The organism is Stutzerimonas sp. (genome assembly GCF_982611455.1).
In genome coordinates, this window is record NZ_CEXBBO010000027.1 from 41,648 (window position 1) to 67,126 (window position 25,479).

The 25,479-nt window shown below is 60.9% G+C and carries 19 protein-coding genes and 1 pseudogene; 16 read left to right on the forward strand and 4 right to left on the reverse strand.

The genetic code is table 11. The annotated features are described in order from the left end of the window. The first annotated feature begins 16 nt into the window (after positions 1 to 16). The 11 genes from AC2LD7_RS15970 to AC2LD7_RS16020 all read left to right on the forward strand — a co-directional run bounded on the left by AC2LD7_RS15970 (position 17) and on the right by AC2LD7_RS16020 (position 18,568). Positions 17 to 1,564, forward strand: coding sequence for a TIGR02677 family protein (locus AC2LD7_RS15970; protein WP_484598713.1), 1,548 nt, complete (start codon positions 17 to 19; stop codon positions 1,562 to 1,564). Further along, positions 1,561 to 2,829 carry a TIGR02678 family protein gene (locus AC2LD7_RS15975; protein WP_484598714.1) on the forward strand — a complete coding sequence of 423 codons (1,269 nt, stop codon included), beginning with the start codon at positions 1,561 to 1,563 and terminating at the stop codon, positions 2,827 to 2,829. Before AC2LD7_RS15970 ends, AC2LD7_RS15975 begins: the two co-directional genes overlap by 4 nt. After that, complete coding sequence (locus tag AC2LD7_RS15980) at positions 2,826 to 6,971, forward strand: TIGR02680 family protein (protein ID WP_484598715.1); 4,146 nt, start codon at positions 2,826 to 2,828, stop codon at positions 6,969 to 6,971. Before AC2LD7_RS15975 ends, AC2LD7_RS15980 begins: the two co-directional genes overlap by 4 nt. Beyond that, positions 6,968 to 8,176, forward strand: coding sequence for a TIGR02679 family protein (locus AC2LD7_RS15985; RefSeq protein ID WP_484598716.1), 1,209 nt, complete (start codon positions 6,968 to 6,970; stop codon positions 8,174 to 8,176). Before AC2LD7_RS15980 ends, AC2LD7_RS15985 begins: the two co-directional genes overlap by 4 nt. Positions 8,177 to 8,580: 404 nt before the next feature. Next, positions 8,581 to 9,354, forward strand: coding sequence for an HpcH/HpaI aldolase family protein (locus AC2LD7_RS15990; protein WP_484598717.1), 774 nt, complete (start codon positions 8,581 to 8,583; stop codon positions 9,352 to 9,354). 18 nt (positions 9,355 to 9,372) lie between these two features. Then, positions 9,373 to 11,460: a TonB-dependent receptor family protein gene (locus AC2LD7_RS15995; protein WP_484598718.1), complete on the forward strand. Its 2,088-nt coding sequence runs from the start codon at positions 9,373 to 9,375 to the stop codon at positions 11,458 to 11,460. A gap of 53 nt (positions 11,461 to 11,513) precedes the next feature. Further along, positions 11,514 to 12,713, forward strand: coding sequence for a siderophore biosynthesis protein PvsA (locus AC2LD7_RS16000; RefSeq protein WP_484598719.1), 1,200 nt, complete (start codon positions 11,514 to 11,516; stop codon positions 12,711 to 12,713). Next, positions 12,710 to 14,485 (forward strand): IucA/IucC family protein, encoded by a 1,776-nt coding sequence (locus AC2LD7_RS16005; protein WP_484598720.1) that lies wholly within the window; start codon positions 12,710 to 12,712, stop codon positions 14,483 to 14,485. The genes AC2LD7_RS16000 and AC2LD7_RS16005 overlap by 4 nt, the downstream gene beginning before the upstream one ends. Further along, positions 14,485 to 15,633, forward strand: a complete 1,149-nt coding sequence (locus tag AC2LD7_RS16010) for an MFS transporter (protein WP_484598721.1) — start codon at positions 14,485 to 14,487, stop codon at positions 15,631 to 15,633. Before AC2LD7_RS16005 ends, AC2LD7_RS16010 begins: the two co-directional genes overlap by 1 nt. Continuing rightward, complete coding sequence (locus AC2LD7_RS16015; protein WP_484598722.1) at positions 15,630 to 17,390, forward strand: IucA/IucC family protein; 1,761 nt, start codon at positions 15,630 to 15,632, stop codon at positions 17,388 to 17,390. Before AC2LD7_RS16010 ends, AC2LD7_RS16015 begins: the two co-directional genes overlap by 4 nt. After that, the gene (locus AC2LD7_RS16020; RefSeq protein ID WP_484598723.1) at positions 17,387 to 18,568 is read left to right on the forward strand and encodes a type III PLP-dependent enzyme; all 1,182 of its coding nucleotides are present in this window, start codon (positions 17,387 to 17,389) and stop codon (positions 18,566 to 18,568) included. Before AC2LD7_RS16015 ends, AC2LD7_RS16020 begins: the two co-directional genes overlap by 4 nt. Before the next feature lie 42 nt (positions 18,569 to 18,610). Here AC2LD7_RS16020 and AC2LD7_RS16025 read toward each other — a convergent pair. Then, positions 18,611 to 18,894, reverse strand: a pseudogene (locus tag AC2LD7_RS16025) (tyrosine-type recombinase/integrase); the annotation flags it as partial. Positions 18,895 to 19,580: 686 nt separating this feature from the next. Between AC2LD7_RS16025 and AC2LD7_RS16030 the strand changes: the two are divergent. The 4 genes from AC2LD7_RS16030 to AC2LD7_RS16045 all read left to right on the forward strand — a co-directional run bounded on the left by AC2LD7_RS16030 (position 19,581) and on the right by AC2LD7_RS16045 (position 21,324). Beyond that, positions 19,581 to 19,844, forward strand: a complete 264-nt coding sequence (locus tag AC2LD7_RS16030) for a thioredoxin family protein (protein WP_484598724.1) — start codon at positions 19,581 to 19,583, stop codon at positions 19,842 to 19,844. Between the two features lie 105 nt (positions 19,845 to 19,949). After that, complete coding sequence (locus AC2LD7_RS16035; protein WP_484598725.1) at positions 19,950 to 20,366, forward strand: heavy metal-responsive transcriptional regulator; 417 nt, start codon at positions 19,950 to 19,952, stop codon at positions 20,364 to 20,366. Beyond that, the gene (locus AC2LD7_RS16040; RefSeq protein ID WP_484598726.1) at positions 20,363 to 20,629 is read left to right on the forward strand and encodes a thioredoxin family protein; all 267 of its coding nucleotides are present in this window, start codon (positions 20,363 to 20,365) and stop codon (positions 20,627 to 20,629) included. The genes AC2LD7_RS16035 and AC2LD7_RS16040 overlap by 4 nt, the downstream gene beginning before the upstream one ends. Continuing rightward, the gene (locus AC2LD7_RS16045) at positions 20,629 to 21,324 is read left to right on the forward strand and encodes a cytochrome c biogenesis CcdA family protein (RefSeq protein ID WP_484598727.1); all 696 of its coding nucleotides are present in this window, start codon (positions 20,629 to 20,631) and stop codon (positions 21,322 to 21,324) included. Before AC2LD7_RS16040 ends, AC2LD7_RS16045 begins: the two co-directional genes overlap by 1 nt. Positions 21,325 to 21,544: 220 nt before the next feature. On the opposite strand, the gene AC2LD7_RS16050 is transcribed toward AC2LD7_RS16045, so the two are convergent. The 3 genes from AC2LD7_RS16050 to AC2LD7_RS16060 all read right to left on the reverse strand — a co-directional run bounded on the left by AC2LD7_RS16050 (position 21,545) and on the right by AC2LD7_RS16060 (position 24,317). After that, positions 21,545 to 22,663 carry an alkene reductase gene (locus tag AC2LD7_RS16050; protein ID WP_484598728.1) on the reverse strand — a complete coding sequence of 373 codons (1,119 nt, stop codon included), beginning with the start codon at positions 22,661 to 22,663 and terminating at the stop codon, positions 21,545 to 21,547. A 410-nt stretch (positions 22,664 to 23,073) separates the two neighbouring features. Beyond that, positions 23,074 to 23,823, reverse strand: a complete 750-nt coding sequence (locus AC2LD7_RS16055) for a DUF6969 family protein (protein ID WP_484598729.1) — start codon at positions 23,821 to 23,823, stop codon at positions 23,074 to 23,076. 59 nt (positions 23,824 to 23,882) lie between these two features. Next, positions 23,883 to 24,317 carry a hypothetical protein gene (locus tag AC2LD7_RS16060; RefSeq protein WP_484598730.1) on the reverse strand — a complete coding sequence of 145 codons (435 nt, stop codon included), beginning with the start codon at positions 24,315 to 24,317 and terminating at the stop codon, positions 23,883 to 23,885. A gap of 363 nt (positions 24,318 to 24,680) precedes the next feature. On the opposite strand from AC2LD7_RS16060, the gene AC2LD7_RS16065 reads away from it, so the two are divergent. Further along, positions 24,681 to 25,361, forward strand: coding sequence for a glycosyltransferase (locus tag AC2LD7_RS16065; protein WP_484598732.1), 681 nt, complete (start codon positions 24,681 to 24,683; stop codon positions 25,359 to 25,361). The last annotated feature ends 118 nt before the right edge of the window (positions 25,362 to 25,479 follow it).

The following is a 25,479-nucleotide window of genomic DNA, read 5'->3' on the forward strand; positions in this document are numbered from 1 at the left end:
CACTGGGGAAAATTTGGTGATTCGCGATTCATCTTGGCCTGAGACTTCTGCGGACTTGTTCCGCCACGCCACTGCGGAAAAAGCGACCCTTTATCGCTCCATCATGGAGGTGTTCGCTGCCGCCAAGCGCCAGTACCGCCTGCAATTGCGGCCCGACGAAGTATTGTCCGAGGCGAATTGGGGTAACAGAACGCCACCTGCTCAGGAAGAGATTGCCGCAGCACTGGCTCAGCTAGCTGCCTGGGGCAATCTCGAATCACAGCCAGACATGACGCGCGTATCCACGCTCAACGATTATTATCGAGCACGTTTTCTCTATCGGCTCTCGCGCGGCGGCGAGGCGGTAGAGGCCGGCCTGATAGCATTCGCGCAAAGCCTCCGTCACCGTGCAGAACTGCAGACAGTCGCGCTGGAGGACATCGACAGCCGTTTGCGAGCCTTGCAGCGATTGATAGCTGCGGCGCAATCCGTCAACGACCTTGATACCGCCAAGGCGCATGAGATTCTACGCGACCTGGTGAGAGTGTTTGAGGGCCTCACCGAAAACGCCCAGGCGTTCATGGCTGGAGTGGCACGTAGTCTAGAACTGCAACAGGCCGACGCAACCACATTGGTCGCGTACAAGCGACGACTGATCGACTATCTCGAGCGTTTCATGGGCGATCTGATCCGCCGCTCCGATGTCATTGCCCAGACACTGCTTGAGTTGTCCGCCTCCATCGACTACGTCTTGCGCCAAGTCGCTGCACGTGAAGCGCGTGATGCCTCCCCCTACGGCACTGGCGAGCAGACGGAGGAAACACAGCGTCGCCAGGACATCTGGCACGAGCGCTGGAAAGGATTGCGCGGCTGGTTTCTGACCACCGGCAACGAACCACCTCAAGCAGAACTGCTGCGTGCTCGGGCGCGCTCGGCGATTCCGCAATTATTAAGTGCTATCGCGGCAATCAATGAGCGACGCAGCGGGCGCAGCGACCGGTCGGCCGATTTCCGAGTGCTGGCGCAGTGGTTCGCCGCATGCGACAGCGACGACGATACCCACCGCCTCGCGCATGCAGCATTCTCGCTGCAGCCAGCACGCCACTTCTCGCTTGAGATTGCTGATGCGGACGACGTGCCAGCGAGCACCTCTTGGCTGGATGCACCTCCGCTGATCATCAATCCCCGCTTGCGCGAGTACGGCGAAGCCGCGCCGCGTAGCGCACTGGCTAAAGTGCGGGATCGTAGCCGGGATCGTGCACTGATGGCTCAGCAACTGGCAGAGGAGTCGCGCCAGGTCGAGGCCGTGCGCCGGCGATTGGCGACCGGTCGCCCGACGCGTTTATCGGAGCTGGGCGAGCTCGACGTGCATGCCTTCGGCCTCTTTCTGGGATTGCTTGGCGAAGCACTGGCCGAACAACATGACCCGAACAGTCCTGTCGAGCGTCAAACCGGCGACGGTCTGCTGCATATTCGCTTGGAGCCTCTGGCTGAAGGCAGTCGTGCTCGAATCTGCACGGTAGCCGGGGTGTTCTCCGGCCGGGATCATCTGCTGACGATCCGGCTCACCGAGGACAGATCATGAGCACGCCCTCGTCCCGCCGAGGCATCCGGCATGTCGGAGAAACGCAGAAGGCGCAGCAGCAAGACGAATTCCGCCGGGCTCTACGCAGCCTGCTGATGTGTCCGCTCATGCCGCCAGGGAACGCTGATTTCCCCGCCGTACGGCGCCAAGCCGAGCGTCTGCGCGAGTGGTTCGCCCGCGAGGCCGGCTGGCCGCTGTATGTGGACCGCGAGGGTGCCCGCCTGTTCAAGCGTCCGGCCGACCTGTCCGACCCGACCCGCGGCCTGCCGGACTACGACCGGCGTCGCTATGTACTGCTGTGTCTGGCTGCTGCAGTGCTGGAGCGAGCCGACCCGCAGATCACGCTGCGACAAATCGGCGAACGGATCGTACAACAAGCCGCCGACCCGACACTGGAAGCCCTGGGCTTCGCCTTCACCTTGTACGGTGCTGCCGAAAGACGCGAGTTGGTCATGGTGTGCCGCACACTACTGGATCAAGGCATCCTCGAACGAGTCGCCGGTGAGGAAGAGAGCTTCGTTCAGGACGGCAGCGGGCCACAGTCCGACGCGCTCTACGACATTCATCGTCGTCTGCTGGCCGGCCTGCTGGCGGCGGTGCGCGGCCCGTCGACCTGGAGCAAAGAAGAGACTCCGGGAGATACCGAGGCGCGGCTGCATGCACTGGTGGTTGGCTTTATGGTGGACAGCGAACAGGGTAGGCGCGATGCCATACGCCACCACCTAGCGCGACGCCTGCTCGACGATCCTGTGCTCTATACCGACACCCTGGACGAAGAGGCGCGCAGCTATTTCGTCAATCAGCGCGGTGTTCTCGCCAACCGCCTGTGTGAAGCCACCGGAATGGTCGCTGAGCAACGTGCTGAAGGCCTGGCGCTGATCGACGAGAGCGGGCAGCTAACCGATGTGGCCATGCCCGCCGAAGGCACCGAGGCCCATGTGACACTGCTGGTAGCGGAGCACCTGGCCCGGCGTCTGCGGGAAAACCGTGCCCCGTTGCGAGTGGCCGAAAGCGAAATCGCCCTGTTCCTGCGCGAGGCCGCGGGACGGTATGGCCGCTATTGGCGCAAGTCGGCGCGCGCGCCAGGGGCCGAACACGAGCTGGGGGAAATAGCCATTGCGCGTCTATGTCGTCTGGGCCTGATGCTACGCGATGCGCACAGCGTGCACCCTTTGCCCGCCATTGCCCGTTTTTCGCTCGGGCAGACCGAGGTGCGCAACGTCCAGAGTGCCGAATCCCTGTTTCTATCCGAGCCTGACGCATGACCAGTGACCTCTTCATCACCTCCTCTCGCCCCGCATTGCCCGAGCCTCAGCGTGATCGCTGGCAACCCCTGCGTTTGGGGCTCGTTGAACTGTTCCACTACGACAGTGAGGAATTCTGGTTTCACGATGGCCATTTACTGCTGCGCGGCAATAACGGCACCGGCAAGTCCAAGGTGCTGTCGCTGACCTTACCGTTGCTGCTGGACGCACAATTGCGCTCGTCGCGCGTCGAGCCCGACGGCGATAGTGGCAAGAAGATGGCCTGGAACCTCCTGGTCGGCAGCTATCCCCGCCGTATCGGCTACAGCTGGATCGAGTTCGGCCGACGCGAGCGCGATGGCCGCCCCCGCTACCTGACCCTCGGGGTCGGTTTGTCGGCAGTCGATGGCCGGGCTCAGGTAGACAGCTGGTTTTTCATCGTCGAAGGTGACGGCACGACAGTAGACCCACGTATCGGCGAAGACCTTTGGCTAACCACTGCCGAGCGCCAGGTCCTTACTCGCGAACGCCTGCGCGATGCGCTTGGAGGACGAGGCCAACTATTCGAAAACCATCAGCTCTATCGCCGTGCCGTGGACGAGCGCCTGTTCCAGCTAGGGACACGGCGCTATGACGCTCTGATGGATACGCTGATCCAGCTACGCCAGCCACAACTGTCGAAGAAACCCGACGAAACCGGCCTATCCAATGCCCTGAGCGAGTCACTGCCTCCGTTACCACCCGAACTGCTGGGCGATGTGGCCGAGGCGCTCAACCAGCTGGAAGAAGATCGCATTCAATTGGAGGAAACGCGGCTACTGGAGCGAACCGTCACCCAGTTCGAACGGCGCTACCGCATCTACACCGGTATGTTGGCGCGGCGCCAGGCACGCGAACTACGCCAAGCTCAAACCCACTTCGACAACGCCAGCGAGGCCCGCCATCAGGCGCAGGCTGAACTCGCCAGGGCACAGAGCACGCAAGGTGAGGCCATTGCGGCGCACGAGGCGGCGAAGCTGACGTATTCGGCAGCCCGAGAGCTGGTGGATACGCTGCAGAGCGATCCCGCCAACCAAGATGCCAACCGTCTTGCCCTGGAAGAACGCAATGCCACCGAACGGCAACGTGCAGCTCACACGGCAAGCCGACAGCGCGATGAAGCGCGTAGCAAACTCAATAGCGAAGTAGAACTGAGCCAGCGGCGGACCGCTGCGGCCACTCAGGCTCGCGATGAGCTGGACAAGGCGCGTACTCGCACGCAGGACGCGGCCGAGGCACTTGCTATAACCGCTGACCTCGCAATCAACCCGCTGCTTAGCCTTGAAGCCGAAGCGTTGGCGGCACATCCACCCGAGTACGGGGCAGCTGAAGAAGCCCTGCGGGAGCTGGTGAGGAATCGGCGCCAGGACATCGTCCATCTGCGTCAGCGCCACGTAGAGGTCAGCCAGCGCCAGGCGGTACTGGCGGACAAGCAAGAAAACTTACGGACCATTCGCAGTGAAATGGGCATAGCGCTGGCACAGCGCGAGCGGGCCGACCAGCAGGCCGAACAGGCAGGCAGCGCGTTGCTCGGAACCTGGTCCGAGCACTGCACAAGCCTCGTCCAACTGCGCTTCGAAGCTGAGCAGCCCTTGCTGCAACTGGCCGAGTGGGCGGCTCACCCGGAAGGCGACAACCCAGCGCAAGTGGCACTGGATAGCGCCTGGCAGACGACGCTGCAACGACACGCAGCCCAACAGGCGGAGCTGGACAGTAACCTCGCAGGCCTGGACAAACAGCGCGCCGATATCGAGGACGAGCGCACCCGCCTGGCCGCCGGCGAAGATGCGCTGCCCGCCGAGCCGCCCACTCGAGCCAGTGGCGTGCGTCTGCAACGGCACGGCGCGCCGCTCTGGCACGTAGTGGACTTCCACCCGAGCCTGGATGCCGCGCAACGTGCCGGGCTGGAAGCCGCCCTGGAAGCCAGCGGCCTGCTTGACGCCTGGCTGTCGCCTAATGGGGTATTGAGCGATAGCGACGGTACTCCGCTGCTGGATAGCAGCTGGCACCAGCGCGCGCCAGTGAACAGTGCCAACCTGAACGCTGCGCTGATTCCCGCATTACCCGAGGCCTGCCCGATCGCACTAGCAATGCTGACTGCTCTGTTGGCAGGCGTGGCTTACGGCACGCAGGAGCCTAGCGATGCCGAAGCCTGGCTGTCACCTGATGGCCGCTATCGTCTGGGGCCGCTGGCAGGTGCCTGGAAAAAAACCGAGGCAGGCTACATCGGCCGCAGCGCTCGGGAACTGGCGCGGCAACGACGGCTGGAAGCACTCGCCACCCTCCTCGCCGAACTCGACATGGCGCAAGCCAAGCTCGAACGACAATACGAAACCCTGGCCGCCGAGCGCAGCCAAGCCGAACGGGAACGGAAAAGCGTACCCTCCGAGCGCCCGCTGCACGATGCGATTGCTGCCGCGCTGCAGGCCGCTCGTGATGTCGATCGGACCCGGCAGCTGCTGGTGCTGGCAGAAGCACGCAGCCAGGAAGCCAAAGACGCATGGCAATCGGCACGCGAGCAGTTACACCACGACGCGACCGACCTGCGCCTGCCGGCAGACCCCGAGCTGCTATCGGCAACCGAAGAGGCCTTGGAACACTTCGCCAATGCCCAGGCGCATCTGGTCCAGGCGGCACGCGAGTGGCAGCGCGCATGGCCCGATCAGTGCCAGCAGCAACAACGCGAAGGCGAAGCGCGCAGGGTGCTGGAACAGGCCGAGGAAACTCTGATGGTCGCCGACGAGCAGGCCGAACAGGCCCGGATCCGCTTCGAGACGCTACGCCAGTCCATCGGCCAGCAGGTGGAAGAATTGCTGGACAAACTGGCCACTGCGCGCACTGGACGTGCCCAGGCCGAGCAGGACGCCGAAACGCGCCGCACGGCGCTGGGCGAGGCGGAAAAGCGGCTGGCCGTGACCGCAGCGCATGTCGAACGCACCGAGCAGACACTGAGCGAGCGTAGCGACGAGCGCGCTACGGCCGCTGAGCGCCTTCGCCATTTCAGCGCCAGCGGCCTGCTGGCAGCCGCATTGCCGGACCTGCAATTGCCTGAGCATTGGAGCATCGACCCGGCGCTGAATCTGGCCCGCCGCATCGAACAGGCGCTGGCTGACATCGCCGATGACGAGGCCACCTGGGCCCGCGTACAGAAACGGACCGCCGAAGACCTGAGCGAACTGCAGCGCGGGCTGAGCGCCTTGAACCACCAGGCCATCTCGGAACCCAACGACTGGGGCATCACCGTCACCATCCAGTACCAGAACCGTGCCGAGCGTCCCGACACGCTCGCATTATTGCTGGTCGAGGACATTGCCCAGCGCAGCGAACTGTTGTCGGCACGCGAACGCGAAGTGTTGGAAAACCACCTTCAGGCGGAGATCGCCGCCGAACTCCAGCGCCTGATGCGGGCTGCCGACGACCGCGTCAAGGCGATAAACCACGAACTGCACAAACGCCCAACCAGCACGGGCGTGCGCTACCGCCTGCTATGGGAGCCGCTATCCACCGCGGAAGGCGCACCGGCTGACCTGGAGGCCGCCCGCAAAAGCCTGCTAAATACCAGCGCCGACCTCTGGTCGACTGAAGACCGGCGTGCGGTAGGCGTCATGCTGCAACAGCAGATCGCCGCCGAACGCGCCCTGGCCGACGCCGACAGCGCCGGCAGAAGCCTACTCGAGCAACTCGCACACGCTCTGGATTACCGCTATTGGCACCGTTTCCGCATCCAGCGCCAGCAGGATGGCCAGTGGCGTAAGTTGTCCGGCCCCGCCTCCAGCGGCGAACGCGCACTAGGCCTGACCGTGCCATTGTTCGCCGCCATCGCCAGTTTCTACGGCCACGGTGGCAGTCCGTTGGCGCCACGCTTGATGCTGCTCGACGAAGCCTTCGCCGGTATCGACGATACCGCTCGGGCACACTGCATGGGACTGGTGCGGGAATTCGACCTGGACTTCGTCATCACCAGCGAACGGGAGTGGGCCTGCTACGCGGAGCTACCTGGCGTGTCGATTTGCCAGTTGCAGCGCCGCGAAGGTATCGACGCGGTGTTCGTCTCGCGCTGGACCTGGGATGGTCGTGCAAAGCGACTCGAAGAAGATCCTGACCGCAGGTTCCCCCTGGTATGAAGACCATCCCTGACTCACGTCTACAACGTCTGCTGGGTGAACCAGCACTGGTTGCCTTACGTCAGCGCCTGCGCCGCCGTTTTGAACTGGCCGATGCAGAGGAGACGCTATCCTCGATTCACTTGAACAACCTTGACCCGGTGGAATACTCGGCTCTTTGCCAACTGACTGGCCGCCCCTCGCGCATAGCGCGCTCGATGACGCTGGACATTGCTGACCTCAATGGACGGTTGCGCGCCGCTGGGCTAGCTGACTCGCTACAAAATGCGCTGGAGCAGCTGGATGGCCCTCTCCTTCGCGCCTGGCTGCAGGATACCGCTACGTCCATGCCTCTGCTCAAGCGTCTGGGACGCGATCCCACGCGCGCCACACAACTGCTGGCAGCAGTTGACCGCGTGCTCTGTCGCCTGCCCGTGGAGGGACTGCCTCGCTCGCAATTGGCCGCCGAAACCCTGGGCGATGCCCATGCACTGGATGCCGGTCGGCCTGTAGCGAGCCTGGTACTGTCGGCGTGGCGCCTGCATGAGCGCACGAGAACCTCCCTGGAGGATGAAGCAGCAGCCGAGAGTGGTGGCGGCACCGAGGAGCGGCTACGCGAAGTCTGGTCAAGAGCGGGAGTACTCGTCAACGAGCTGGCCCGCCCTGCACTCTTTCTCAACCTACCTGCGGCACCGGATGCCCCCCGCACTTGGCTGCCAGGCGAACCCAGCTACCTCTCGCTGCGGCAACTGGTTCGCAAGCCATATTCCTGGCAAGTAGACGGGCGAAATATCTACGTGTGTGAGAACCCGAACATCGTGGCCATCGTCGCCGACCGTCTGGGTACCGACAGTGCTCCATTGGTGTGCACCGATGGCATGCCCGCCGCTGCACAGCGAGTCCTGCTCGACCAACTGATCACAGCTGGCGCACACCTGCACTACCACGGCGACTATGACTGGCCAGGGATCGCCATCGGCAACCACGTTATGCGTACTTGGCAGGCGGCCCCTTGGCGATTCGGGTGCAGAGACTACCTCGAGGCGGTGATGGTAACGCCGACACGACCGCGCGATTTGGACATCTTTGGGGTCGAGGCTCTATGGGACAAGGAGCTGCACGCTGCTATGGACACCCAAGGACTCGCTATTCCAGAGGAAGCGGTTGTCAGCACTCTCTTAGGCGATCTGAGCCATGGGGTAAAAAACCCACTCCATCATCAATAGGTCGCCTAAACCCGCATGGTTACAGAGACTAAATTTGATCGATGTACAATTTACCGTCGATTCTACCGTCATCCCGCTAGGCTCTTGTATCTCGCGGAAGATGGAGCAATTCGAAGGGTGACGACTCTAGCGACACCATAATCAATCGCCTCAAATTCTAGCCTCTTCAGCTCTCTTAACCAATGCTCTTGCATGCAACAAGAACCCCGTCCCACTTGCAAAACGCCTGTGTTGCCCGAAACGTAGCGCAAGATTTACGTGCGCCCAACAGCCCTCCTCCCCGGTCGCGCCGCCCTCCTCTCTGTCGCCATAGCCAATCCAGCATTTAATACACGGTTGCATTCGCGATTAGTTATCGTTTAGATTTTACAAACCATTTACAGTTTTAGCGTGCCGAAAAGCAAATGCTCAAGCCCGATTACGCCATGTCCCGTCTGAATAAAGGGAAGGACATTTACGGCCTGTTGAATTCCGTTCCCTCCCCGCTCCTTTGCGAAATGAGCGCCGCCGCTGGATACGACTTTCTCGTCCTCGACATGGAGCACCTCTTACGCTCCGAAGAAGAGCTAATGCATTGCCTTCGCGCCTGCGAACACGCTGGTATCGCTGCCTGGTTACGTGTGCCTGCTGTCGATACTAAGCTGATCGGGCGAGCATTGGATGCTGGGTTTGACGCCATCGTTCTGCCCCGCGTCGAAAGCGTGAAGGAAGTCGAGGCCGCGATAGCAGCCTCCTGGTTCCCTCCTCAGGGGCGGCGCAGCATTACCGGCGGGCGCGGCACCGGCTTTGGCGCTTTGCCGCTTCAGCCCTACATCGAGCGGGTCAATGCCGAACCGCGCATCATCCCGATGATTGAAAGCACAGCCGGTCTCGCGGCGCTACCGGCCATTCTAAAACTGCCTGGCGTAGCCATGATTCTCGAAGGCGCCCTTGATCTGGCGCTTGATCTCGGGCTCGGCCCGGATCCGTTCGATTCGCAGGTCTGGCAGGCCCTTGAGCAGATGGCCGACGCCTGTGCCGCTGCGGATGTTCCCTTCTGCGCCAACCCTCGCAATTCTGAACAACTGCAGCATTGGCGAACCCGAGGCATTCGCAGCTACCTCGCCGGCGAAGATCGCGGCTTGTTACTCAACGCCCTGAAAAGCCGGCTGCTAAACCTGACCACACCAACCCCATAAAAAAGGAAATGGAACCTAATGATTAGGAAATCCCGTGAGCTCTGTTTTTCCGTCGGTCTACTCGCGGCAGCCGTGGCACAAGCATCCTTAGCCCAGGAGTCCGTGGACAAAAAGCTCACCCTGGACTCGATGGTCATCAAAGGAGACGTCCTCGGCACCGCGAGCGATGAGGAAGTCCTCACTTATCCCGGCAGCCGTAGCGTAGTGGACGCACAGGCCTTGGAAAAAGCCAGCACCCGTGGGCTCGACGACGCCTTGCAGCGGGTTCCGGGCGTGAAGATTTTCGACGAAACCGGCACCGGGGTTCTCCCGCAGCTTTCCGTGCGAGGCCTTTATGAAAGCCGCAGTGGCCGGGTACAGGCGTTGTCTGATGGTATTCCTTTGGCGCTGGCCCCCTACGGCCAGACCAGCCTGTCGCTGTTCCCGCAGACCTTGGCGACAACCGAGCGCATCGACGTTGTCCGTGGCGGTGCGGCGGTACAGTACGGCCCGAACAACGTTGGCGGCGTGATCAATTTCATCAGCCCGCCGATTCCTAAAACCTGGGAAACCACGCTGCAGGAACGCGTCACCTTCGCCGCTGGTGGTCGTCGTCTGTGGGACAGCTATATCGGTACTGGGGGCTACCTGACCGACAACTTCGGTCTGCAACTGGACCTTAATACGGTCGACGGCGAGTACGGCCGCGAGCATTCGGACACCGACGTCCAGAACTACCGCCTGCGCGGCCAGTGGGACATCGATGACCTGCGCAGCCTGAGCTTCGGTGTGCAGCGCTACAAAGCTGACATGGACCTGGCTGGCGCACTGAGCGTAGCCGACTACAAGGACGATCCGCGCCAATCGACCCGCAACCTTGACCGTTTCGAAGGCGACAGCGACCGCGTCTGGGGCACCTACACCCAGTATTTCGGCGCAATGGGCCCGTTCGACGAAGTGGAGTTCAGCTGGACCAACTTCGCCCAGAATAGCTATCGCAATTTCCTCATTGGCCTGCCATTCACGCCCGATGCCGCGCCAACCAGCTTCCAGGACGCGCCACGCGATTTTCGCGTATGGGGCAGCGAGCCGCGCCTGAGCCTCAGCATTGACGGTGATCGCGTCAGCCAGACCTGGCTGCTCGGCGCGCGCCTGGTCAAGGAAAACGTCGACTTCGACGTCAATAACCTGGACCTGAGCACTGGCACTACCAGGGTAGTGCGTGACTGGGTTTTCGATACCGAGGGCAAGGCCGCTTACGTGAGCAACGAGATCAAGCTGCTCGACGACCGCCTGACCATTACCCCCGGCATACGCTATGAGCATGCCACCATGGAATATGAAGGCTCGGTCAATGGTGCCATTCAAACGCCACAGAAAAACATCGCAGAAGAATGGCTGCCCGGCCTGAGCATCGGCTACCAGGCCACCGACGACTGGTTCGTCTACGCCAACGCCCAGCGCTCGCTACGTGTGCCGCAGGTGTTCCAGATTGTTCGAGACGGCGTCGTGCAGGCGGAAATCTCGCAGAACTACGAGACTGGCGTGCGCTTCACCCCGGTGGATAATCTGCGGGTCGACTTCGGCTTGTACCGCATCGACTTCGACGACCAAATCGTGTTCTCCAATGGAAGCTTCCGGAACCTTGGCAGTACCCGTCATCAGGGTATCGAGACCGAAGTATTCTGGACTCCGGCAGCACTGCCCGCCCTGGACCTGCATGCCGGCTATGCCTATCTGGAAGCTGAACAGCGCACCGGCGCGTTCAAGGGCAACGAAGTGCCGTACAGCTCCAAGCATCAGTTCACCGTCGACGGTCGTTACCGCTTCGCCGGGTCCTGGACCTACAGCCTTGATGGTCTCTACGTGAGCAGCGCCTATTCCGACGAAGCCAACAGCCGTGAGGAAAACGCGACCGCCTCGGTGGGTGAACTGCCCGCCTACTGGGTCTGGAATACCTCCATCGAACGCGAGTTCAAGCTCCAGGACGGCGTACTGACCACCTCCGCCGGCGTCAGCAATCTCTTCGACCGCCAGTACTACTTCCGCGGAATCGACACCAGCCCCTTGGGCCGCCAGCCCGCTCCGGGCCGGACTCTGACCCTGGGCGTCAACTACCGCTTCTGACCCGCCTCGCCGCCCGGTTCACGGGCGGCGCTTCTAATTCCCCGGAGACCGACATGCCGCGGCCTATCGTCATACTCAATCACATCGCCACGCTGGCCATAACCGAAGGTTTTCTTCCTGCGGCTCGCAAGCGTGGTTACCCCGTGCTGCTTATCACCGACCATGCTCAGGACCATTGGCGCCAGCTGGACAGGCTTGGCCACTCGGCAGACGGACTAGATATCCATGAATGTGACGTCTTCAATCCGCTCGCGGTCATCGAGCTTCTACAGGCCATCGGTCAAAGACCATTGGCCGTGTTTTCCAATAGCGATCATCTGCAAACCAGCACTGCCCTGGTCGCCGAGGCCTTCGATTGCCCCGGCAAGAACTGGCGGTTGTGCTATGCAGCCAAGAACAAAGCGGTCATGCGTGAGCGACTGGGCCAGCTTGGCTTGCCCTGTCCATGGTTCAGCGTGATCACGCCAGATATAGCGATCCCGTCGGATATACCCTTCCCGGTCGTGGCCAAACCCCGCGAGGGCGTAGCCAGCCTGGATGTTCGTCTGTGCCGGGATGCGACCGAGCTCGCCGACCATTGCCGCACGTTCTGGCAACGCCAGCCCAACCGTGCGCTGCTGCTCGAAGCCTTTCTCGAAGGCCCGCTATTCACGCTGGAAACCCTGGGGGACGGGCAGCGCCTGCAAGCAATTGGCGGGTTCGATGTCCATCTGAGTGCGCCTCCCCATTTCGTCGAGCTCGAAGCCCTCTGGAACGGGCCGCTGAGCCAGGCGCACCGGCACGCCGCGCTGGCCCAGATCCAGGCCTTCGGCATCAATTTCGGAGTCTGCCACAGCGAATTCATCCTCACCGCCGACGGGCCGGTGCTGGTGGAAATCAACTACCGCAGTATCGGTGACGGACGTGAGTTCCTGCTCGACCGGCTGCTACCGCAAGGCTGGTTCGACGGCATCATCAGCCTACATCTAGGCGAGCCCCTGGGCGAGCATCAAAGCGGCACGGCGCAAGCGTTGGTGCATTATCTCGTCGCTCCGCGCGCCGGCCGCCTGCAGGCAGCTCCCGATAGCTTTGTGCAAGAGCACAACGGTTACCTGACGGATTATCAAGCGTTGCGCCAGATCGGCGACGACGTCCACATCAGTCATTCCAACAAGGACTATCTCGGTGTGCTGCGCCTGATCGCGCCGGATGCCGAACAGCTACAGGCTCACCTCATGCAATCTCGTGAACAGCTGCATTGGGAGCTGGCATGACCGCCGAACTGAACATGGCGCGTGTCCAGCAGGACTATGCAGCAATCAGCCAACGGATCATTGATTGCTGTTTGCGCGAAAACATTCGCGACCTGGTCAGCCAGGCTCGCCCCACCCTTCTGCCGCGGGAGCTGGAGCACCATTGGCCCGGGCCTGCTCCAGCCGTCTGGCTATGCCTCGTCAACCTCGCCGAAGGTGACATCTGGCTACCCGTCCGCCTGGATGCGCCCTTGCAGGCCTACAGCGCCGTGTCTGACAGCTGGCTGTACCGGCACGGCGACAGCGTCGTGCTCGAGCAGGGCTACCACCGTTGGCTCGAACGCCTGTCCCGCGGGTTGGACGACGAGAGCCTCGCATTGTTCGCCAGTTACATCGAAGAAGCCGATTGCGCGGTAGAACACCGCCGGCTGTGTCGCCAGGCCTATGCCACCAAAGCCAGAGACATCATCGGTATTCTCGACGAACCAAACTGGGGCAGACGCCAGCTTGGCATCGATCGCCTGGCCAGCTACCTCGACCATCCCTTCTACCCTACCGCTCGCGCCAAGAGCGGTTTCGATGCTGATGCACTTGAACGCTACGCGCCCGAGTTCGCTCCGCGCTTCCGCTTGAATTGGCTGGCAGTGCCCAGGGTCACCCTGGAGCTAACCTGTCCACCGCCAGCCTGTTGGCCCAGCTTCGAGGACGTGGGGCTGCAACCCGACCTCGCGAAGACCCATGCCTTGTTGCCTGTGCATCCGTTAACCTGGCCGGAACTGGATCGCTTTGGCGTACCGGACGGCAGCGAGCGCGCGCCGCTCAGTGCGCTGGAAGTCGAACCGACGCTGTCGGTACGTACGCTGATGCCGGTCGAACACCCGCACCAACATCTTAAGTTGCCGCTATTAGTCCGCACATTGGGTGCGCGCAATCTGCGTTTGATCAAACCCAGCACGCTATATGACGGTCATCTCTTCCAAACCATCCTTCAGACTCTGGCGGCCCACGACTCGGAGCTGGGGTCCCGTTACCTGCACGTGGACGAGCAGCACGGCGCGCATGTGGACGGGCAAAGCCATCTGGCCTACATCCTGCGACGCTACCCGGACGAGCTAGAGAATGCGCTACTGGTGCCCGTAGCGGCACTGGCGAGCCCCCTGCCCGACGATCGATTGTTCCTGGAAGCACTGGTGGAACGCTTCTATCAGGGCGACCTGCGGCGTTGGTGGCGGGAATATCTGGATCTGTTGTTCCAGGTCCATCTGCGCTTGTGGCTCGGATATGGCATCGCGCTGGAGGCCAACCAGCAAAATGCCGTACTGGTTATGGAAAGCGGGAAGCCGATGCGCCTGCTAATGAAGGACAACGATGCCGGCCGGATCTGGGCGCCACGCCTGACGCAAGCCTGTCCGGCGTTGGCGGACGCACCCGGCCGGCTGTTGGACGAACGCATCCGCGTCGGCGATTGCCAGCCGCTGGCCGAGATGTTCTGCACCATCACGCTCCAGCTCAACATCATCGCGCCGCTGGAGGCCATGGCGACGGCCGGCTTGGTAACCCGCGCGGAGTTTTATGCCTGGATGCGCGAGCGGCTGGGGGCTTGCCTTGCGCGGTTGGAACAGGAAGGGCTGCCCGTCGCGGAGGCGCGGCAGCTGCTGATCGACCGGCCCAACCTGCCGGTCAAGTACCTGCTCAGCGCCGGCAGCCTGTTCAGCAAACAGCAGTCCGGCGCGGCGGACATCAACAAGTACTACGGCTACAGCGCAGCCAATTTCCTGCGGAACACTATCTGATGCCGCAACGACTGATCGCTTCCGTGTTGCTCGGCCATTACCTCTCGGCCTTCACCGCCCTTGGCATTCCGCTGTTCCTTCCACGCATCCTCGAGGACCTGGCGGTGACAGTGCCGGGGTGGGCGATCGGCGTTCTCTATGTGCTTCCGACCATTTGCACCGCAGTGGCTGCGCCGATCTGGGGCAGACTGGCCGACCGCCATGGTTGCCGCCTGTCCCTGTTGCGCGCCCACGCCGGATTGGCGCTAGGCTTCCTGCTGGCCGGCTTCAGCGAAAGTCTGCTGCTGTTCGTATTCGCCCTGGTCATTCAAGGCACCTTTGGCGGCGCCATGGCCGCTTCCAATGCCTACCTGGCGACGCAATTAAAGGGCGAGGATCTTTCCCGCGCGCTCAACTGGACGCAATATTCCGCACGCCTGGCGATGCTCACGGCGCCTGTGGTAATTGGCCTGCTCGCCACCCGAGGGCTGGGTATCGAGCTGTATCGCTACCTGACCTGGTTGCCGCTCCTCGCGCTGCTGCTGATCCTGCCCTTGCCTGCCGACGACGCAGCCCGTCCGACGCACGCTGCCGGCAGCAAGGCGCGACCGGTGAGCGAGCTGCCAGACGACATGTGGCGTCTGCTTTGCGTGCAGTTTCTCTTCAGCTTCGCCATGGTCGTGACCTTTCCCTATTTCGTGCTGTATGGCGAGTCCGTTGCAGTCGAAAGCGATGCGATGATCGGGCTGCTCTATAGCCTGCCTCATCTCGTCTATCTGCTGGCTCTGCCTTGGGCCCAGCAGCGCGTCGGCAATGCGCTTGTTCCCGGCCTGGCACTTTTGGCTCTGAGCAACCTTCTGCAATTCATGGTGCAGCAGGCCGAGCTGTTAGTGCTGCTCCGCCTGATTGGTGGGCTGGGCATGCTGCTCTGCTTCGTCGGCCTGCACCGCTGCCTGAGCCAGCGTCGCCAGCAAGGCGCCAGCGGACGCCTGTTTGGCTGGTATGACGCCAGCGGCAAGTGGGCCGGGGCTCTGGCTGGCGTTGCCGCCGGTTTGGTCACTCACGCCCATGGCGTGGCCTCTCCCTTTCTGGTCGCATGCCTGGCCACGCTCGCCGCGTTGGCATTGGCGCGCCCTCTCGTCGCCCCTCAACAGGAGCTCCCGGCATGACTGTAGCGTTGAATTTTTCTCCGCGTGACCGCGCACTGGACGTCGACGCCCAGCGCCACGCCATTGATTGTCTGGTCAATTGCTATTTGCGCGAGTACGCATTGCCACGTGGTCAGGCGACCTTTGCTTGCCAGGCACAGGATATCCCCATGAGCCTGCGCCAAGTCACCGGCCACCGGGTCGGTATCCAGTTGCCTGACGGTGCACGAATGGTGTTGGTGGCAGACCGGACCAGCGCCCTGGGCCGCTGCCGGTTTATCGGCCCGCCCTATATCAAGACCGATGGCCAAGGCTGGCGCCCGCTCAATCTGGATGGTCTGGCGCGACGACTGTTGGCGTCCATGGAAGGCCAGGAAAGGCACGCGGAGCTTCTGCAGCAGATCGGCAACAGCCACCGGATTACCCGTCTCTTTTTGCAGCATAGGGCCGCTGCGAATCACGATCAGGACGACAGCCTGCTGCAATCCGAGCAGGGCCAGGTGTGGGGCCATGCGCTGCATCCGACCCCCAAAAGCCGCGACGGGGTATCCGAAAGCGAACTGCTCGCCTGCTCACCGGAGGTCGGCGCACGCTTTGCGCTGCATTGGTTTAAAATAGATCCGACATTGATACGCCACCAGGGCAGCGACCCGCGCCCGCTGCTTGCACAAATCGCTGGCGGCGAACACCTGTATCCCTGCCACCCCTGGGAGGTACAGCGGATTTTGGCCGATCCGCTGGTGCAGCGTGTATGCCAAGGGGGACTACTGGAATATCTGGGGCCGCGGGGGCTTGAGCTTTACCCAACGTCCTCGGTACGCACCCTGTACCATCCGGATCTGCCTCATTTCCTGAAATTCTCGGTGCACGTACGGCTGACCAACTGCGTGCGCAAAAACGCTTGGTACGAGCTGGACAGTGCTGTGGCGCTGACCGCGTTGCTAACGCCGCTCATGCACAGCCTCGCGCGAGCGCAGCCCGACTTCGCATTGATGCCTGAGCCGTCTGCGAGCAGCCTGGATCTTTCGTCTTTTGGCACGTTGGAAGAAGCTCGCGAGGTTACCGAATGCTTCGGCATCCTGTACCGGGAGAACCTCGACACAGCCAGCCGCCTGCGGCACCGACCACAGGTCGCCATGTCGCTGTTCACCTGGACCCTGAGCGGCCACAGCGCGTGCCGCGAAAACGTCATGCAGTACGCCGCGCAACAGGGCATTGACTATGCACAGGCCGCCGAGCGCTGGCTAGGTGCCTATGCCGAACGGCTGCTAGTCGGTGTTCTGTTCTGCCTGTTTAAACATGGGGTAGCGCTGGAGCCGCACCTGCAGAACACCCTGATCGGATTCGATGATCACGGTCTGCCCGACCGCGTCTGGATTCGTGACCTAGAGGGTACCAAGCTAGTGCCTGAATACTGGCCCCCCGAGCGTCTCGCCCACCTGGATCAGCGTACGCGGCAGTCGCTGTACTACACCGAAGACAAGGCCTGGAAGCGGGTCGCTTACTGCGCACTGGTGAACAACCTTGGCGAAGCGGTCTTCCACCTCGCGGACGGTGACGCTCCGCTGGAAAGGTGTCTTTGGCGCACCGTCGGGGAAATCTTGGAGGCGCAACGCCTCGTTCACGGCGACCCCTTACCGCTCCGCGAGCTGTGCGCCGGCGCACCGTTACCGAGTAAGGAGAATTTCACGACGCGACTACTGATGCGCGCCGATCGCGACGCAGGCTATACCGCCCTGCCCAACCCGTTTGGCGTAAGCGTGGAGCACTGCCGATGAGCTTGCCTTCATCCGTCCGGCAGGCCATTACCGAGCTGAGCCGTAAAAGCGCGGACCCTATGTGCGCTTATGTCTACGATCTGTCAGCGTTGGAAGCACACATTCGAGCCATGCGGGCGGTGCTGCCAGCGAATTGCGAGCTTTTTTACGCAGCCAAGGCTAACCCCGAAGCACCGATCCTGCAGACCCTGGCGCCTTGGGTGGATGGGTTTGAAGCGGCCTCTGGTGGAGAGCTGCGTTGGCTCTATCAGCACCATCCTGACAAACCACTGATTTTTGGCGGTCCCGGCAAGCTGGATAGCGAACTGGCCGCGGCTCTGGACTGCGGCGTAGCGGCTTTTCATGTAGAAAGCCTCGGCGAACTGCGCCGTCTTGCCATTCAAGCCAAGCTCCATGGAAATCCTGCGCCGGTGTTCCTGCGCCTAAACGTCAAGCTTGAAGAAGCGCCCGATAGCCGGCTGGTGATGGGGGGTAAACCCACCCCTTTCGGGCTCGATGAGGAAGCCATGGATGAGGCGTTCTCACTGCTGGCCGCCGAGCCGTTCTTGGAGCTTCAGGGGCTGCATTTCCACCTGCTCTCCCATCAGCTCGACACCCAGGCTCATCTGAAGCTGATGCGTGAATATTTTCGCTTCTTTCACAAGATTACCGACCGGCACGGCCTTCAACTGCCGACCTTGAATGTCGGGGGCGGCATGGGCATCAACTACCAAGACCCGGAGCGCTCCTTCGATTGGGCAGCGTTCTGCCAGGCGCTTGCGGCCCTGATCGACGAGGAGGCCATGTGCGGGGTGCGCATTCGATTTGAGATAGGCCGTTTCATCGCTGCCAGCTGTGGCTATTACGTCATGCAGGTGCTGGACATCAAGCGCAACCACGGCCTGTACTTTGCCGTCGCTCGAGGCGGCACGCATCATTTCCGCACGCCCGCCGCACAGGGCCACGATCATCCATTCGAAATTGTCCGAAGTGGCGGGCCAGCGGCGCTGGAGAATGCTCGGGTGACCTTGGTGGGCCAACTTTGCACGCCCAAGGACGTGCTCGCGCGGGATCAAGCTGTGGCGGCTCTGGGCGTTGGTGATCTGTTGGTGTTTTCGCTGGCCGGAGCCTACGCCTGGAATATCTCTCACCGAGATTTTCTGATGCACACACCGCCGGAGATGGTGTTTCTGTCGTGATATCAGCCTTGTCGGAACGGATTGGCTTAACCGGTCCTAACACACTCCGGTCCTCGAGCGCCCGCACTTCTCAATCCAGTCGCCATTGAAGCCTACTTCGTTGAGCGTGGAGCCAGCCTGCGCAGGTAGTGCGCCGTGAAGGGCTCCAGTGGCAATCCAGCCTCCTTGGTCCGCGATGCGATAAGTTGGGTGATCCGGTTCAAGGTGGCGTGCGCCATGCAACTGTGGATGTCATATCGCGAGGGCAGCACGAACTTCGAGCCAGCAGTACAAGCGTACAGCGCTACGAACATGTCCAAAGCCTGGCGTGACAGGTGACCGATGTTTTTCGCCAGACGGGCCGACTAGGTTTTCAGGCTCGTCTCGGCAGGCTATACGGCTGTTGCAACCAAGCGGCCAGATCTACCAGCGGAGCAGCAGTTACCGCAAAGTCTCTACGGTTTCCGTCATCCCGCTGCTGGCCCCCTCTTCGTCTGGCTGGCACACACCTGCGCTACAGCCGTCGGACAGGCGCGATTCGTTTATCGCGCGTGGAATGCAACCACAGCGCTGCCGGCGTTCATAGCCCAGCCCCGCCAGGCGCTTTTCAATCTGTTCTTGTTCTGACCCGCCTCGACGCCCGGTTCCCTCGGGTAGCGTTTCCGCTCTTGGAGACCGAAACGATGCACCACTTCGGTATCCACGCAATGCTGCGGTGGTTGTTACCGAAGGTTTTCGCCTCAGCTAGCGACCGGTCGGCGTTTCGGCAGGACGGGCCATGCCTGGAAGCGATTTCACTCCGATTTTTGATACACCCAGCGTGTGAAGGCGTTTCTGTCGTGACGTTGCCATCGCACGAAACAGGATTAGTTGATGGCGCTGGTGATCGTTCGGATTGAAGACAAAACCATGCTGATGACATAAAGAACGCGATTTCTGCTTGACCTTGAAGCACGGGCCAAAGACTAACGTACAAACGTGCAACGCGAGACCTAACCTGCGGATATGCACTCAACGTTTCAGGAGAGATCGCATGACTACCAAACGAAGAATCGAGATTTTTACCGCTGGCTGCCCAGCCTGTCAGGACGCAGTGGACCTAGTTAACCATCTGGCCTGCCCGTCCTGCGAGGTTGTGGTTCTTGACATGAACGACATCGCCATCGCTAAACGTGCCCGCGATCTGGGTGTCCGCGCGGTGCCGGCAGTAGCCATCAACGGCCACCTCGCCGCATGTTGCAGTAGCACCGGCATCGACGAAGAGGCCTTACGAGTAGCTGGGCTGGGTAAAGCCTGATATTCAAGCCCCGATACGGCTCGGCGCACTATCGGGGCTCAATTAGATAAATGCTTGACCTTGGTGGTTACGCCAAGGTTTAGAGTGACCGAAAAGGAGGCTTGCATGGATACCATCGGAAAAGTCGCTCGCCATGGCGGAGTCAGTACCAACACGCTTCGATATTATGAAAAGGAAGGCTTGATCGCACCCGAAGCCAAAACAGCCGCTGGATACCGCTTGTACAGTGAAGAAGCCGCGCGGCGAATTCAGTTCATCAAACAGGCGCAGAATTCAGGATTTACCCTCTCGGAGATCAAAGAGCTTCTAACGATGAAAACATCGGAACATGCGTGCTGCGACGATGTACGCGGTCTGGCAATCAGGAAAAAGCTCTTGATTGAAACCAAAATACGCCGCTTACAGGATATGTCACGGGCGCTTGACCGGTTGATAAGCGATTGCGACGGCGGTATCGCCCCTACCGATAGATGCGCAATTCTCGAAGCGTTGGAGACGAGCACTCAGGAGATGTCGATATGAGTGTTACGATCGAAATGATTGCCGCACCAGGTTGCAAGAAATGCACAACCACACAGCACACCCTCCGTGCGCTCGCGGCCTCGATTGTTGGCGAGAATAATCTTATCTGGCGTGAAGTTAACGTAATCGAAGAGCTTGATTACGCTGTGTCTCTTGGCGTGCTGAGCTTACCGGCCCTTGCGATCGACGGCTCGCTCGCTTTTCCAGCGCTGCCGTCTGCTAGACAGCTCGAAGCCTTTCTGCTCAATCAGTGCAAGTCCTAATGGATTTCGAAACGCTTCGCCAGACTGTGACAAACCCTGGACTCGGTGCACTCTGGATCGCTTTAGCAACCGGTTTTTTCTTTAGCTTCAATCCAGTCGCCATTGCCGCAATCCCGGTTTCACTCGCATATGTCACAAAGTCACGAACTCCCATGCAAGGAAGGATCTTCGGAGGTTTTTTCATCCTGGGGATGCTTACGACTCATGCCTTGCTAGGCCTCATTGCCGGAATGGGCGGTGCCTGGGTTGAACAACTGCTTGGAAGGGCATGGGGATTGGTACTTGGCCCGCTCCTGATCATCTTGGGACTGATGTGGCCAGGCTGGCTGCGACTTCCTCTTCCAACGTTCAGCCTACAGGCCAGACCCGTTACCAACGCCTTGAGCGCATTCACATTCGGCGTGCCTTTTTCTGTGGCTATCTGCCCATTCTGCACACCAGCACTGGTTATTCTGCTCGGTGTGGCAACCGCCATTGGGTCGCCGATTTATGGCATGTTGCTGTTGTTGGTATTCGCAGTGGGTCGAAGCATCCCGGTTGCGATCGGAGCTACCGCAATGGGCCTGCTTGGCAAGCTTGCGGGGCTTGGAAAACTCAACAAGGCAATTGAATGCATAGGCGGAATCCTGTTCATATTGTCGGGACTTTACATGCTCAACGCCTATTTTGCGGTGATGCCAGGGCTTGCGGTCTAAACGTAAGCAAGACGATGACTGACGAGTCATCGTCCCGGATTTTCTAATGGATAATTCGCAGCGCTCGGTTTAGCCAGCAATGCCCGAAAACTCCTTCTGACTCTCTGCCCGCCAGCTCTAGCTCCTGTAAGTCAAAGGGCCTCCAACCGATCTGCCTAAGCGACAGGTCTTTGCACTGCTTCGCACGGAAAGGCGTCTTGGTAAGCGCGCCTGAAAGACCTCACGGCCGGGTGGTATTCCCGAGCGTCGGATAATCGGTATAGCCGCGCTCGTCGCCGCCATAGAAAGAGCTGGAATCCCACTCGTTCAACGGCTCGCCTCGCCGAAACCGATCCGGCAGGTCAGGATTAGAGATGAACGGACGGCCGAAGGACGTCAGATCGCATAGCCCCGCTTCGATACGCTGTCGCGCCTCGTCGGCGGTGTAATGACCATTGCCGATATACGGGCCTTTGAAGTTTGCTCGGATCGTATCGATAACCGGCTGAGGCCGTCCTTTCTCCAGATTGCCCTGGAAGGAATCTTCGACCACCTCAATGTAGGCGATGCCTGCCTCATTGAGACGCTTGGCGAACGCGCCATAGGTAGCGACCGGATCGGCATCACGCATGTCATTGAAGCTGCCGGTGGGGCTGACTCGGATGCCGGTACGCTCGCCCCCCCAGACTCCGATTACCGCATCGACTACCATCATCGGGAAACGCAGACGGTTTTCCACAGAGCCGCCGTACTGATCGGTGCGCTGGTTAGTGTCGCTGCGAAGAAACTGGTCGATCAGATAGCCATTGGCGGCATGAATTTCCACGCCATCGAAACCGGCGCGTTTGGCGTTCTCCGCGCCAATCCGGAACTGCTCCACCACCGCAGGAATTTCATCGGTCCCAAGCGCCCTTGGTTCAGGGATCTCGACCATCCCCGATTCGGCGGTAATGAAAGTCTGCGCGCCTTTTGGCTTGATCGCCGAAGGGGCGACGGGCGTCTCGCCATTGGGCTGCAGTTGCGGATGGGAAATGCGTCCGACGTGCCACAGTTGAAGATGGATACGCCCGCCCGCTTCGTGCACCGCCGTGGTGATTTTGCGCCAGCCTTCGATTTGAGCGTCAGAATGAATGCCAGGCGTAAAGGCATAGCCCTTGCCCTGGGACGATACCTGGGTAGCCTCGGCGATGATCAACCCAGCCCCGGCACGCTGACGGTAGTACTCAACGTTCAGCTCGTTAGGTACGTCGCCGGGCTGAGAAGAACGCGACCGCGTCAATGGCGCCATGATGATTCGGTTGGGCAATGTCAGATCGCCTAGCTTGAAACTACGAAACAAGATGTCGTTCTGTTCGCTCATGGATGATGTTTCCTCAATGCTGACTGCCTATGGAAAGAAAAATCGGATCAGGTTGTCTAGAACCTGACAGGGCAGCCGGGCCGGGAGTTTAATTTAGCTGACGGACGCCACTCACCTGCCTAGCATCGCTAGCCCGGCCAGAATTACTGCAAGGGGGCGCAACACTTCAGGCAGTTCGACTGCATAAGCTATGGTGCTCTACCGCACCTGCAGGAATAGCCAGCTAATTGAACCCCAGTATGCCTGGGGCCTGCCGGACGAGAACTGCCCAGCTCCAGCTCGGAATCCACCGCGCTCGGCGAGACGATAATGGTGCCGACAGCCCCACCAATTCATGACGCAGCCCCGGTGGTCGCCCGTATGGCCTGCTCCAGTTACCGGCGGCCTGCCGAGGGATCCGCAAACGCGCGTCAGACCTGAGTCAGCGCCTCTACCCAGTCATCCACCGAGATAGGTAGATAACCGGTGATCTCCAGCGCGCGGTCCTCGAAGATGTCCTCTCCCGGGTGCGCCGCCCGCCAGGCCTCGACAACCCGGTCGCGATGTTCGAGCAAAGCCTCGATATGCGGTCGGAACAGCTGCAGCAACGCGGTCAACCACAGATTGGTCGCCCAGGACGGATAGGCATGCTCAATTGAAAAGACCGGAAGCATTTGTTTTACCGCTTCGGCGGGATACCAAGTCTCGCCGGTCACCCAGCGATTGCAGGCGAACAGGCCTATCGGTTGCCCCCAGGCATCCATCGACACGGCGACCAGATGAGCGATGGCCTCGTCGCTACTCGGCCAGGGTTCGCTGTTTTCTGGCGCGGACAAAGGTTGCACGTTGCGGGGAATGCCCTGGCCACGAATAAAGGTATGAAAGTGACCATGCTCGACGCCGCCTTCACGATGGGCGTGATAATAATACTGGGCATGGCTGTCCCGATCATACACGTCGCCATCGGGATAGTGATTCATCTCGTAGAACCCATCGTGCCCCTTGAGCAATTCGCCGACCACGTTCAGATCGGCCTTGGACAGCGCCCTCTGACAGCGCCGGACCTCCTGCGCCGCGGTCAATAGCGACTGGCGCTCAGACGGCGTCAGCTGCTGGGCCTCGGGTAATTCGATGGCGAATTCCGGGAGCGCCGTATCAAAAGTATGAAGTCGGGAATTCATCGCAAACCCTCAAAAAGGACCGGAGCGGAGGAGCGGCCGCTCCGATCAAGGCGCCATGCTTACTTGGCCGCGCCGGGGTTCTTGGCAGCGCAAGGGTTTTTCGCGGCACAGGGATTAACCGAACCGGGGCTCGGTTTGAAACTGGTCTGAAGGCTGGCCGTATAGGCGACCAGCGCCGCCAGCTCTTTCGACTCCCAATCCAGGGCTTTGGCCGCCATGGGTGCGACCATGCAAATCTGCACCATCTCGTCGAGGAACACCTGGGACATGCCGAACTGCTTCTTCGCCATGTCCACCTCATGGGGAAATGGCTTGGCAAAGCTCGCCTGGAACAGGTTGCCGCCCTGGTGACAGGTTTCGCACGACAGACCATTGGTACTCAGCTTCGTATCCTCGTAGAGCTTCTCGCCATAGGCCCGTAGATCGGCGGTGGAGCCTTGGTAAGGTTTGTAGCCAGCCGGCCGTTTGACTGACTTGACCGCACAAGGATTCATCTTCGCCGCGCAGGGGTTGGCAGCGCAGGGGTTTTTACTGGCGCAGGGATTGGCCGCGCAAGGCGCACATTTCGCGGCGCACGGATTTTTCGCAGCGCAAGGGTTCGTTGCTGCACATGGGTTTATCGTTGCTGGTGTGACTTCGGCTGCACAGGGACTACAGGGATTCGCGGCAAACGCCGGGCCGGCTAGGGCCATTGCCAGCACGCTGGCCGACACCATTGCGGTGATCGGACGATGGCTTTGTCCATTGGGCTGGTCGGGACATGAGTAGCGCATGGTTCTTTCCTCGATTCAGGTTTTTGTTATGGCGGATCGCTTATCTTCAACAGCCGTGGGAGCACGTCTAACCGCTTGTGTTACTTGCTCCGCCAGCTGCTCGCCCAATTGAACTGGCTCGCACAATCAACGCGACAAGTCCTGCAGCTTATCGTGGTCGACGCGGCGCGCAGCCAAAATTGCCGCGAAATTTGCCTACAGCATGATGCCCAATGGCTCCCGGCACACCCTTGTCGCGGCGAACAAATGCGCCTGGGCGCCGCCCATGCCCGGTACTCCATCCTCTGGTTTTTGCATGCCGACGCTCAACTGTTCGGCAATCCGCTACCCAAGCTATGTGCCGCTATCGATGCAGGCGCGGTGGGCGGCTACTTTGCTTTTCGCTTTGCCGGCCCCGCTTGTTGGCAGAGCCGCTCGCTCGAAAAGCTGATCGCCGTGCGCAACCGCTTCGGAGTGCCGTATGGCGACCAGGGTTTGTTCATCCTGGCTAGCGCCTACCAAGTATGCGGCCAACATCGCCCCTGGCCATTGTTCGAGGAGGTTGAATTAATAGACCGATTACGCAGGCTTGGCCGCTTCGTACGCCTTGAGCGGGGATTACAGATCGACCCCAGACGCTGGCAGCGCGACGGCTGGTGGAGCCGTTCGTTGCGTAATCGTCTGCTGGCATTCGGCTACGCCGTTGGCCTGTCGCCCTATCGCCTGGCTGGCCGCTACAGTCCAGGAACTGCTGCGGTCCGAGCCACCAATCGGCGTTGGGAGTGATTATGCGTGTCCTAATACTGGTTACTACCCTGATGTTCTTACTGGAAGGACAAGTACAGGCCGATTGGACTTGCCCCTACAAAACCGGACACCAACTCCCCGTTAAATTGATGCTGCT